Origin of the sequence: Rothia sp. HMSC066G07 (assembly GCF_001814485.1) — a bacterium.
In the GTDB taxonomy this organism is placed as follows: Bacteria; Actinomycetota; Actinomycetes; order Actinomycetales; family Micrococcaceae; genus Rothia.
Map to the genome: position 1 here is coordinate 1 of NZ_KV816924.1, position 13367 is coordinate 13367.

General features: G+C 55.6%; 6 protein-coding genes. All 6 read right to left on the reverse strand.

What is annotated here, in order from left to right; genetic code table 11:
- Positions 1-104: 104 nt before the first annotated feature.
- The gene (locus HMPREF2971_RS03775) at positions 105-989 is read right to left on the reverse strand and encodes an S-layer homology domain-containing protein (RefSeq protein ID WP_070691459.1); all 885 of its coding nucleotides are present in this window, start codon (positions 987-989) and stop codon (positions 105-107) included.
- 456 nt (positions 990-1445) lie between these two features.
- Complete coding sequence (locus HMPREF2971_RS03780) at positions 1446-3278, reverse strand: S-layer homology domain-containing protein (protein ID WP_070691462.1); 1833 nt, start codon at positions 3276-3278, stop codon at positions 1446-1448.
- Between the two features lie 419 nt (positions 3279-3697).
- Positions 3698-5764, reverse strand: a complete 2067-nt coding sequence (locus tag HMPREF2971_RS03785; protein ID WP_371440847.1) for a peptidase — start codon at positions 5762-5764, stop codon at positions 3698-3700.
- Positions 5765-6002: 238 nt separating this feature from the next.
- A complete protein-coding gene (locus tag HMPREF2971_RS03790) occupies positions 6003-9242 on the reverse strand; it encodes a siroheme synthase (protein ID WP_070691465.1) in 3240 nt (1079 codons plus the stop codon).
- A gap of 231 nt (positions 9243-9473) precedes the next feature.
- A complete protein-coding gene (locus HMPREF2971_RS03795; protein WP_246825029.1) occupies positions 9474-11486 on the reverse strand; it encodes an S-layer homology domain-containing protein in 2013 nt (670 codons plus the stop codon).
- 485 nt (positions 11487-11971) lie between these two features.
- On the reverse strand, positions 11972-13039 hold the full coding sequence (locus HMPREF2971_RS03800; RefSeq protein WP_012903668.1) for an S-layer homology domain-containing protein: 1068 nt from the start codon (positions 13037-13039) through the stop codon (positions 11972-11974).
- Positions 13040-13367: the final 328 nt, after the last annotated feature.

Here is a 13367-nt window from a genome sequence, read left to right on the forward strand (position 1 = left end):
TAGCGTCCAAGTTTCGGGGCGCAGTTCAAAACAAGAGTGCGGGGCCGCCAAACACGCTAAAGCAAAGCGCTAAAACAAAGCACAGAAACTAGGAAGTGCAAAAACTAGGAAGTGCGGAAGTACAGGTACATCATCATCGCAACACGACCACGAGAGGTCTGAGCCGTCGGCTCAAAAGCATTACCCTCAGACACCGTCGACACGCCATGGCGAGACGCCCACACAATCTGACGGTAGAACGGAGTCGCAGACGAAACATCGCTAAACGGGGAAGTACCCGACATCTGAATCTTCTGCGCACCATCAGCACGGTACAGAAGAGCCGCAGCAGAAGCGTTCGACAGGCGCGCCTCCGCATGGAACTTACCATCAACCCAACCGGACGTAATACGCTCCTGACGCGCCCACAGGTACGCATCATAGTTCGGGTCAGACTCATCAACATCCGCATACGGCGAATGCTCCGGACGGGTTACCGCCGGCGAACCCGCCAGCTTATAGAACATGGTGATCAACTCGCCACGAGTCACCGGATCCTCAGCACCAAAGTGGTCCTCAGAAAGCGGCTCCATCGTCTGAGTGCGAACAGCCCAACGGATACCCGCATAGTACGCAGAATCCTCAGGGGCATCAGCAAACATAGTGTTCGCATCAGGCGCGGTCACGGACGGACGCAGAATCTTCGGGCCCTGAGTCGAAGAACTCGACGCCAGAGGAGAGGAGGTAGCAGGCACCGAAGCAGCTACCGGCGCAGCAGTATCCGCCGAAGAAAGACGCGCCTCCGACGAATCATAAAAAGAGAAAAGAGGTGAGAACGGCAGATACAAAACACCCGCCAACGCCACAGCGCCAACAGCCAGCTCAATACGGCGGCGCTTACGCTTCTTCGACTCAGCCTGAGAAGAAGCCTCGGGGGTGCCCTCCGGTGCCAGCAGAGGTGCAGAAGAATTATGGGCAGTATCAGTCGACTGCTTAAAATTCTGGGACATAAATCCTCAATGTGGTTGATGTATCGGTGTGTGCAGGGCTCCCTCTAGTTCTTCTACGCACCCAGCCGGATAAGGGTGCGCACTAAGGGGGCGCAACAGTCCTAAGCATAAACCACAGCTTGAAAAATATTAATTTACACTCCACAGAACATTCTTGAAAAGAGGGGAGTAGAGCACCCAAAAATCCGCCCAATAGCGGGTGCCGCATGAGGCGCGCCCCACATGCGGTACAGCCCACACTAGCGTGGTAACCGCCAAAAATACGCCGAAAACCGCGGAACATTAGCGGACAACAGCCCCACTCACACCCCTACAGACACCCTGCAGACACCTCATAAACACCCCGCAAGAGCACAGAAAAGCCGGGCCAGCGGCGTTGAAACCAATGTTTCATCGCCGCCAGCCCGGCATAATCCATAGACCCTAGAGGCTAGCTTTAGCGAACCTTATAAAGCCCTAGCGGACCTTGTAGTTCATCAAGAAACCAGCCAGCTCACCACGGCTCACCAGCGCAGACGGGTGGTACTCAGAGCCCGGGAAAACCTGTAGCTTCTGCTGCTTAGCCCAAGTAATCTCACGGTAGAACGCAGAGCCGACCTTTACATCGGTGTACGGCGCCTCAGTCGCAACAACCGGCTTCTTACCATCGAAACGGTACAGGAACGCCGCAACAGTAGCGTTAGAAACAGACGCATTCGCGTGGAACTTACCATCAGACCAGCCGAAAGTAATGCCCTTCTGACGAGCCCAAATGTACGCAGTGTAGTTCGGGTCATCGGTCTTCACATCCGGGTACGGGCTAGTAGCCGGCAGGGTAACCTTCGGGGAACCAGCCATACGGTACAGTGCAACAGTCAGCTCACCGCGGGTCGCATCATCATTAACGCCGAACCAATCCTTCTCGCGAGAATCAATCAGCTTCTGATCAGCAACCCACAGAACAGCCTTGTGGTTCGCGTGAGCAGCCGGAACATCAGCGAAACGCTCACGAGCCTTCTTGTTCGCAGACTCACCGGTCAGAGTCAGGTAATCAGCCGCGATGCGCTCGCTGTCACCGTCAGCGTAGTTCACGGTCACGAAAATAGCGTAGTGGCCATCAGCATCCAGCTTGGTGCCGTCAACGTTAACGGTCGTCTCAAACGCGCCGGTCGCCACACGGTCAGCGCTCAGAGTGATGCTCTCCAGAGCCTCACCGGTCGGGTTGCCGTCAGCCTCAGCAGCCGAGAACAGCACGTTCACGGTAGCGCCAGCGGGGACCTCGAAATCCTTACCCTTCACACGGATAGTGGTCGAAGAGCTCAGATCCACCTTGTCAGTGCTCAAAGAAACCGAAGGAGACGCCTTCTTAACGTTCTCGCCGTTCACCGGAACAAACGTCTGAGTGCTCAGCGCCTGGCTGTTCGCCTCATCGTTATCTTCCGGAACGTTGAACTCGAAAGTCTGCACAACGTAGGAGCTACCGGACTTCAGGGTGCCCGCCGGGATGTCCAGAACAGTCGAGAAACGGCCGTTGGTGTAACCCATGTACTGGCCGAAGAACGCAGAGTAGGAGGTGAACTTAGCCTCCGACTGAGCCAGCGCGGGGCCGGTCGCCTTGCCGGTCGCCGGATCAACCGCACGAACCGCAACAATCAGCGACTCGCTACCGTTGTACGAAATGTTCTGGAAGCCAGCACCGTTCACAGTGACCTTAGCGTTCTCAGAAGCATTCACCGACGAAGCGCTGTACGACAGGGTAGGGGAATCAACGGTGGGAACATCCGCAACCTTCAGTTCAGTACGAACCTCATCCGCGGGAATCCAGCCGTCTTCAGCGTCATCGCGGTAACCGAGCACAACATCGAAGGACGAGCCATTGGCCTCCAGATAGTTAGCGCCGATAGAAGCGGTCAGGTTCACGGTGCCGTCAGCCGCGAAAGCGGAGGCGGGAACATCCTGAACATAGAAGGGGTAATCACGCGGACGGTGCGGCGAGAAAGCAACGCTTTCACCCTTCGGAACAACGTACAGGCGGAACGACTTGCCCTTAACGAAGTCCTTGGAGAAACCGGAGCCGCTAACCGTCACGTTGCCGCCCTTGAGAATATCAAAAGTGCCGGAGGTAACCTGCAGACGCTGAGCACCCTGAACCTCACCCTGCTCAACAGCCTGGGCTGCTATCGGAGTAGCAGGTGCGGCAAACGCGGGAGAGAGGGGCAAGAGCATGGCGCCCGCCAAAGTGAGGGCGCAGCCGCTCTTAGCCATGTTTTTGGGTAGCGCAAAGCGCATGTGGTTGGGAAGTGAGGACATTGTTATCCAATCAGTTTTTATCGGTGTCACGCATCGAGTGTGGTGCGCATAAACACCGTAGCAAATAGTTAAGACGTGCTGGAACCTGAAAGGTCATCAGTGCGAAAAATGCCTGTGTGTTTTATCGCATGTCTTAAGGTGAAGTATAGCTTTAAAAAGTATGTGCATGACGTGGAAAATATGCCTAAATAGTGTGCTGATAAGCACAAACACCGGTCACTGTACAAAAAAGAAAGCACAAAAAACCCACCGCATTCGAAAAATTCGCACCTATGCAACCTCTGCAGGTTGAGAATATTCACAATGCGGTGGGCAAGGCAACATAAAAGTCACCCACAATAAAAATGGCACATAAACAGAGCCATAAAGTCGCCTATTTGACGAAAGCCAACCAGAATGGCTAACACCACGGAGAGACACTATGTGAGACGGCTACCGCCGTGCGCCATACGGTACAGCATCGTAGCGAGTTCCGTGTGCCCAATAAACGACTGCCCATACGCCTCATAGATAGACTGTTCGCTGATATAACCCCAAATGTGCTGATCAATCGCCCACTGGGACTCCTTACGGAACGAGTAATGCCAGCCAAGAACAGTATTCCACCCGCGCTCAGAAGAACCATCCGGCAGACTACTCTTCTTTGACGCCGAAGAAACAGGACGAGGCTTCGCCGCAGGAACCTTACCCTGCGCCCTCTGATACCTATACAGGAACGCCACCGCCGAAGAATTGTAAACACTCGCCTCCGGGTGGAAATTACCATCAATCCAACCGAACGTAATGCTCTGCTGACGAGCCCACACAATCGCGGCATAGTCCGGGTCGTTGGGCTGAACATCCGGATACGGACTGGTCGCCGGAAGCTCAACCTTCGGGGAACCCGCCAGGCGGTACAACACCACCGTCAGATCACGGCGCGTCAAATTCTCAGAAGAATAGGACTCTGACTTAGGAAGCTGCTGAGCCTTGTACCACCTTTTCGCAGCCTCACGCTCCTCAAACGCATTCACCACCAAACCAAGGTCAGTAGAAACAACCTGCTGCACAGAATCCGCGGCACCACCCTGACCGGGAAGAACCTTCTCCACCACCAGCTTGTAACCGCCCTGATAATTCAGCGCCTCACCGGGAACAGTGAGCGTCGCCTCCGTGTAACCGCTCTGGATGCGGTCAGCCGCAATATCCTGCTCCAGCGCCTTCTGGCCGGTCAGATTGCCAGAAGCATCCGTAGCCTGCAGCGAGAAGCGGTAATGGCCCTCAGCGAGGTTCGGCAGGTTCACGGCACGCACCTGCAACGTGTTCTTCTCCCAATAGGGGCTCACTTGCGGTGAATCAGAACGATATTGGTCCATCTGCTGCGGCTCAACACGCAGAACCGGGGCGGCATCCTTCACCTCGGTGTTCGAGTTGGGCGAGCGCACCGGAATAAACGGGGCAATATCCGTCAAAAGGCTACCGGGTACCTTCTCCTCATCCGGATTCGGGAAGAGGCCGCTGTAGACACCAATCATGTACGACTTGCCCGGTCGCAGAGTACCCGCAGGAATTGTTACATCCGCAGAGAAATAGTTGTTCAGAAAACTCCAACAATAGTATTCACCGCAATCCGTATAACGAACTTTATGGGTGAAAACAGGCTTGCCCACCATCTTTCCCGTTGCAGGGTCAACCTCATACAGCATCAGATACGCCGGGGCACTCCCCGGCTCAACAAGCTGCTTAGAGAGAATATGGTAGCCCTCAACCGTCAGAGTCGTATCCTGCCAGGGCTTATCAATCGCCGAAATGCTGTAGCGGTAGGTCGGCTGATCAGGCTCAGGGTCGCGCACCGTGGGCAAGGGAATTCGTGCCGTAAGACGATAATCTTCATACGGATAGTCGTGCGGGTCAGGCTTATCGGACGGGTAGTAGGTCAGCACCACATCGAAGAGCGTACCCTCCGGAACCATCATCCACTGCTTCGGAATGTCAAGAGTGAACGTGACGCTCCCGTCAGGATTATCGTGGGCCTTGCCCTCAGCGCGGAGGCCGGCAACCTTGCTGCCGTACTGCGCCTCAGGAAGGGGATTGCCGTAATATGGCTCAAGGTAATTCTCACCGCGCTCCACAATGCCGAACTCATAGAACGTGTACTTCGCGCGGAACTCGGCACTCAGCGGCGCGGTGGTCACAGAGACAGTACCGCCCTCAGAAATATTGAGGGTGCCCGAGGTGAGCTTCATGCCAACCGGGTTATCAGGCTTATTCTCCTCAGCTGCGGGGGAGGCGGGGGTCGCCTGTTCCGGGTCTGCCTGAGCGGGGGTTGCCTGTGCCGGCTGGTCCGGTGCTACCTGGGTCGGTGTTGCCAGAGCCGCCGGGGTGATACCGGCAAGCGGGCTCAAACCCAGCAACAGCGACAGGCTGAGCGCACGGACGCTCGCCGGGTGGCGCGGGGCATCAGAGCAGCGCGGGGCGCCTCGTGGTGTGAAGAATGAAGACATCATTATCCCATCTACAAAAAACTGTACGGTGAGTGAAGCGAGCGAGTAGATGAAGCAAGTGAAAAAGCTGAGCGGATAAAGCGTGAGAAGAAAAACCTCGAACAGGGGAGAAGAAGCCCCGTAAAGCCCGGTGTCGGGCACAAGAACTCGCAGAGGCAGGGAAGAAAAACAGAAGCAACACCGGTGGGCTGAAAAGCCGAACTATGTCGAGCATTCCAGCCCACCGGTTACCACGACCGCGCTACCTGAGGTGGCTGCCGCCGTGCTCCAAACGGTAGAGCATCAACGCCAAATCACCAGCGGAAACGAAAGACCTATCAAAGTCCTCATAGACGTATTCCCCATCAACGCGGTAACCCCACACGCGGTGATCGACAGCCCACTGAGCCTCACGCCAGAAAGCGCTACCCTGACGAACCTTATGCTGCCAGCCGCTAGCATTCCGGGGTGCATCCTGGTTGCCCGGCACAGACGAACTACGCGGCAACGAGGGGGAGGTCGGCGCCTTCGGCGTGACCTTACCCATCGCCTTCTGGTACCTGTACAGGAACGCCACCGTCGACGGGGTCGAAAGCTTCGCCTCCGGGTGGAACTTGCCGTCCGCCCAGCCGAAGGTAATGCCCTTCTGACGAGCCCAAATGTACGCGGCGTAGTCCGGGTCATTCGGTGCCACATCCGCGTAAGGGCTGGTTGCAGGCAGTTCAACCTTCGGGGAACCCGCCAGGCGGTACAGCGACACCGTCACATCGTGGCGCGTCATACCGCTACTCCAGGACATCGGCGAAGGATTAGGCAAAATATCACGATCAGCAAACCAGCTCTCAGCCGCCTGCAGCTCATCCTCACGCGTCAGCTTCAGAGGAATATCCTCGACATCAAGCTGCTCCACCGACTCCGCAGCACCATCCTTACCGGGGGTGACCTTCTCCAAGACCAGACGATAAGCGCCCGAATAGCTCAGCTGCTGAGCAATCGTCAGGTCCATCTCCACCCTGCCATTCTGGATGCGATCGGCGGGAATCGCCTGCTGGAGTACCGTCTGACCGGTCAAACGTCCCTGCTCATCAACATGATGCACCGAGAGACGGTACGATCCTTCACCCGGCGCAGAGAGCCCGGTAGCGCGTGCCGTAAATGAGTTCGTCTTCGCGTACGGGCTCAGGCCCACCGACCCAAGGTGCAGTGCGGGCCCCGTGGACTCGTGCTCGGGAGAATGCACCGGAAGGAACTCAGCAACATCATTCAGCATAGAACCCGGAGAATCTTCCATGCCGGGGTAAGGCAGCCCGTCCCCATACATGCCAATAAAATAGAGCTTGCCCGGCTTCAACGTACCCGCAGGAATCTTCATCTCCGTGCTGAAATAGTTATTGCGGAACCACCTGGTGCTAACCCCGTAGTACGTGTAGTCCACCCGCTGAGTGAACACAGGCTCACCCACCATCTTTCCCGTCGCAGGGTCAGCCTCATAGATAGCGATGACCGGAGAATCATTAGAAACCAGTTCCCTAGCCCGCACGAGGACATGGCGTCCCTCAACCCGCAGCGTCGTATCCTTCCACGGGTCATTGATAGCGGATTGACTGAAGGTGTAGGTCCCACGGGTCGGCTGCGCATCCTGAACCACATCAATATGGGCGCGGGCATACAAACGGTCCGCCAAACTCCAAGGTTCCAGCTCAGCTTCATCCGACGACCAGTAGTACGTCATCACCACATCGAAGAGCTCACCGTCGGCAGCCTCAATGTACTGCGGGGGAACCTCAAACGTGTAGGTGAGGCTACCGTCCGGGTTCTCCCGCACCTGGGGCTTCAAGTCCTTGAGAAACCCGCCGTACTCGTCGAGAGGCGCATAACTATTGTGTTCCGCATACGCGTACAACGATCCGCGCTGCACCAGAACCAGCTCGTAGAAAGTGTACTTCTTACGGAATTCAGCGCTCAACGGAGAAGTCGTCACCGACACCGTGCCACCCTGAGAAATATTGAGGGTTCCCGAATCGACCTTCAACTGAACATTTGCCGGGTTCACCCAATCAAAAGCATCAGCGGCAAGAGGCGCCATCGGAAGCTGGGTGCTCACCGTGAACTTATGGTGACCGTACGAATACTCATAGTCCGAGAACACCACACGCACTTCAGCCACTGAACCGCGAGAAGTCGGCCTATAGCTGGAATAACCGTCAACCTTATACTCAACCTCCACGGTCAGAGTACCGTCAGCATTGCGGGTTACCAACTCGTCACGCTTATAGTATTGGTCCGCTACATCATTCTTCGCAAAAGGTGCCTTCTCACCAGAGGTAGCGTTATAAATCGCCACAGACTCAAGGTAGTACCCCAGGTCCACCTCGGGTGAGATATTAGAAATAGTCACCTTATAGACGCGGTCCTGACCGGGATCAAAATCCTGCGCAGCAACAGATACCTTCGGCAGGGTATTCCTGAACGAATTATCCTGATACGCCATGCGCGCAGGATTATTGCCCACAGGAACGAAGGGGAACTTACGCGACAGCTTCTTCCACCCGTTCCCCCCGTGGGTTTCTACACCGGAAACATCCAGGGAATACCCCTTACCGGACTTCAGGACTCCCGCAGGGATAGTAACCTTCTTCTGGAAATAGCCGTTAGGAATCAGACCCTTGAAAATGCGCTGATTCTCTTCCGTATCCGGTGCCTTCAGCTCACCAAGCGAAGCCACATTAGAGTTCGTGACCTTTCCCTGCTCATCATGCTCGGACAGGGTGAAGTCCACGGAGCTGACATCCTGAAAACCGGTACCCGTCAGCGTCACCTCAATCGGCTGACCGGAAGCAATCTGCTCCTCAGAAATAGCCGAAACATCATAGGTGATGGAGGGGAGCTGCGCCTTCGGGAGGTTGAACTCCACCGGCAGCGCCGTACGGACGCGATCCTCAGTGTTCCACGCATAGGGGTGCGCCTCATCTACGGGTCGGTAGGTGAGAATAACCTCGTACTCCAGGTTTGCCGGCAGGCTATTCGCCGGAACCGTCAAATCAGCGCTGAAACTGCCGTCAGCAGCCGGTTTCGGGGCGTCAAAGACAAAGCCGGGGTAATCGACCTTCTGGTAGGGGTTAGCGTAGGTCGAAGAGCCCTTCGGGGCAATCGTGAGGCTACGCAACTCATGATGCGCCAAGAACTCCGGGCTTAGCCCGGTACCCTCCACGTGCACGGTACCGCCGTGAAGAATGTCGAGGGAACCGCTGGACACGCGCAGGGTCGGCAGGGAAGCATCCTGCTTATCACCTTGCGCGGGAGCGTTCTGCGCAGGTTTGTTCTGGGCAGGCGCGTTCTGGGCGGGTGTTTCTTGAGGCGCCGCCAGCGCCGCCGGAGTGATACCTGCAAGCGGGCTCAAACCCAGCAACAGGGAAAGGCTGAGCGCGCGGGCGCTCGCCGGGTGGCGCGGGGTATCAGAATGGTGTGGGGCACCTCGTGGGGCGAAGAATGAAGACATCATAATCCCATCTACAAAATTTATACGGTGATTGAAGTGAGTGAGTAGATGAAGTGAGTGAAGAAGTTGAGCGGATAGATTCTGAAAAGCCAGGCTAGGGGAGACCCGTAAAGCCTGGTGTCAGGCAAGAGAGATCGCTGGTGAGAGGGCAACCGAGGCGGCACCGGCGGGCTGAAAAGCCGAACTACGTCGAGCATCCCAGCCCACCGGTTACCCCCTCACCGCGACCGGGCGTTACCTGAGGTGGCTGCCTCCGTGCTCCATACGGTACAGCATCACAGCCACCTGACGGTACGACATCTTGAAGCCGTCAAAGCTCTCATAGAAGTAACCTTGATCAGGCATGTAACCCCAGATACGTTGCTCAATAGCCCAGCGAGACTCACGTGAAAAAGCAGTCTCCGGGCTGATCCAGAGCCGCCAATGAGAGCTAAGCGGGAAATGCTTCTGTTTCTTCGGGTTAGAGTCCGGTAGTGAAGGAGACGTCGGTAAGCTTGGCGACGCCTCCCCCTGGGATCGCTGATACCTGTAGAGGAACGCAGCCGTGGAACGGTCCGAAAGCGGCTCATTCGGGTGGAAGCGACCATCAACCCAGCCGAACGTAATACCCCGCTGACGAGCCCAAATAATCGCGGTATAGTCAGGGTCATCCGGCGTAATATCCGTGTAAGGGCTGACTGCAGGAAGCTCAACCTGCGGCGCACCCGCTAACCGGTACAGTGCCACCGTCACAGAACGGCGGTTCACTGATTCCCAATCGCGATCAGTGGGGTAGCCTGGCAGAATTTGACGGTTCACAATCCATTTCCTGGCAGCCTCCATTTCCCGTTCCTGACTGATATCCAAGTCCAGATCTTTGGAAGCAACCTGCTCAACCGAATCGACAGCGTCACCCTGATTTGGGGTTACCTTCTCCACAAAGAGCCTATAGGCCACCTCAAAATTCAGGGCATAGCCGGGAAGAGAAAGCGTCTGCGCCGTACGACCCTTCTGAATGCTCTCGGCAGGAATCACTTTCTCCCAAGACTTCTGCCCGGTCGGACGGCCATGATCATCAATCGGCTGCAAGGAGAAACGGTAGTAGCCCTTGGACAGCGGCGGCAGACCCAAAACAGTCACCTTCAAAGTATTATTCTCGCGATAAGGGCTCATCTTATCTCCCGAGACGTAGATGCTGGTGGGAGCTGCATCTTGCTCCGGGGTACCTACCGGGATGAAATCTGCCACATCGGTCATCCATGCACCAGGGTATTCCTCGGAACCCGGGCCAGGATAACCACCGCCGTAGAAACCAATCCTGTACAGCCTGCCCGCTTTGAGAGTACCCCCGGGAATCGTGATAGCCGTACTGAAATGGTCGTTCAAGAAACTATCACAGTACTGATTGCACCTGGTGTAATTCAGATTCTGCATAAACACAGGCGAACCAATACCCTGCCCGGTCACCGGATCAACCTCATAGAGGGTCAGGACCGCCGGGCCTTCAGGACCCCAAAAGGTGCTTTTCGAGAGGATATGGAAACCCTCAACCGTCAGGGTTGTATCCTCTTCCGGGTGCTCGATAGAAGATGAACTGAAAAGGTAGGTGGTCTTCGTAGGTTTAGCGTCCTGCACCACATCGGTAGGAGTGCGGACTACCCGGCGATTCGACCACGTCAACGGATCCGGCGCATACTCATTCGACGGGTAATACGTCAGTACCGTATCGAAGAGAGTCCCCTCTTTAGCCTCAACAATATGGGCGGGAACAACGAGCGTGAAAGTGAGGCTGCCATCCGGGTTCTCTCGCACATTACCCTGCTGCTTGAGGTCCTCGACCATCCCACCGTACTGAGTGAGGGGAACATAATTATGATGCCCGACATGGACGTACGTGGAACCACGTTCCACCAACGCGAGCTCGTGGAACGTGTACTTCTGCCTAAACTCGGCGCTCAACGGAGAAGTTGTCACCGACACGATACCGCCCTGAGAAATGTTGAGGGGGCCTGTCGTGACCTTCAAATCAATGTTCTCCAGCTCAGAGGCGGGATCGCCACCCTGTACTTGAGGCATCTGACGGGCCGGTGTTTCTTGAGTAGTTGCCTGCTGCGTGTTCACAGGGGATGCGGGCGCCGGCTGAGCCGCCACCGGCGTCAAAGCCAGCAGCGGAGACACGCCCAACAGCTGAGTCAAACCCAACGCCAGGGAAGCGCCCGCAACTTTTCGGCGTGCGCCACGGGCAGGCTTAAAGAATGAGGACATCATTATCCAATCTGAATTTTCTGCATGAATGAGGGTGAATGAGAAAAGAAGTTGAGAGGATCAATGAGTGACAGTCCACCGCGCTGAGCCTACGCCAAATCCACATCGTAGAGGACCCGTCGCAGCGGCATGCTGAAGTGCAATCTCAGCCTACCAACCCGAGTCTTAAACAATCAATGAAAACACGAGAAAAAACATGCCGAAGAGAGTTATAAGACAAAAAATTCAAAAATTACGCCCCGGCTTTATATAAAGCCCAAACCCCCAAAAAGACCGCACAATAGAGAGGCAAAAACTGGACACATAACCAGTACTAAAAACGGTGCCCAACAGTGCCAGCGCTAGAAAACAGGCACACGAAAAGGGGCGGTGAGAGAAAAACTCTCACCGCCCCTTCTTCAGGTCACTATCTTCAGCTGCTGTTCTTAGAGATCAACCCAAGCTAAAACATGTAGGTTAACCGCCCGGTTCACGGCACCTGCCAAATCTTAAGCATCGATATAAGGGCTACTGGGGATGTCAATCATGTCCAGCATTGACAGGACACGAGCCAGCTCCTCGCGGGTAGCAATCTTGGTCGGACGGAAATCCTTGCTCTTATTGTGAAAGCTCGTATCAATATTCACCGACGAGTGCAGCCACACCGACTCGGTGTAGAACGGGGCACCCGGCTTCATGTCCTGCGGGGTAGTGGGACGGAACCACGAAGGACGACGGCCGGGGGTAAGCATAAAGTAACGGTAGAAGAACGCTGCCATCGTAGCGCGGCTAGCCACCGCCTCCGGGTGCATCTTACCGTCAGACCAACCCGAGGTCAGACCATTCTGGTATGCCCAAATGTATGCCGAGTAACGCTCATCCTTCGGGGACACATCCGGGAACGGGGAACGCGCCGGAAGCTTAACCTTCGGCGAGCGGGCGCCTCGGTAGATTGCATCCATCAGATCGCTGCGGGTCACCGCACGCTTAGGGTAGAAGCAACGTTCCTTATCGAGCAGCAAAACCTTTGCCTTACATGACCTGTAGATATCGGGAGCGTACTCGCCATCCATATCAATATCCACAATGAAAGGTGCCCACGCAAACTCAGTGTTAATCGTCGGGCGAACCTCAATAGTACGCAGGATGGTGTACTGCTCACGGCGCGGACGAAGAGACAAGCGAATCCCGTAGTCCGCCTTCGGGCCACCAGTGACCTCGCGAGAAATGACGTGGTGCCTCACGTAGGGGTCATTCTCGATGCGCTTCTTCGGCTCAAGAGCGAAGAAGTAGAACTGCGTGAAGCCCTTCTCCTTGGTGTAGTAGCCAGCCTCAATGTATGGGGTGTACAGGCCAGTATCAAGCACAGCCTGCAGGCCTGTAATCTCGTAGCTGAGGTTGAAGCCGCTAATATCAAACGACGCCTCGGTAATCTTGAACGTCAGCGGGGTGGTCATAACGTCCAAGGTGGCAGCCTGGGCGCTCTGCTCGCCGGCATGGTGCGCACCCAAAGCGCCAGCGACTGTTAGTGCTGCCGCACCCTTAAAAAGGGCGCGACGAGAGGAAAAAGTAGACATATCATTGTCCCATCGATGTGTTTCTGAGTGGTTACTTCTACGCTAGCAAACCAATAACCATTGGTTAAGCCTCTAGTCGTTTGCTATGCGTACGCGGCGTGACGTGTTTCCATGTGTGCTGAGTTGAGAATGTGAATGCTAGTGAGTGATGTACCCGCCACCAATGGCGAGACGTTTAATACTATAAGCACTTCTGTGCACAAAAAGAAGGCGGATAGATAGACACTACCCGTCTTCTGCCCCGCAAAAACCTACCCGCTTAATGTGGGGAAATGTGGTTTTACAGGGGGAAATACAGACTTAAGCCCCTAGAAAAATAGTTAAAAAA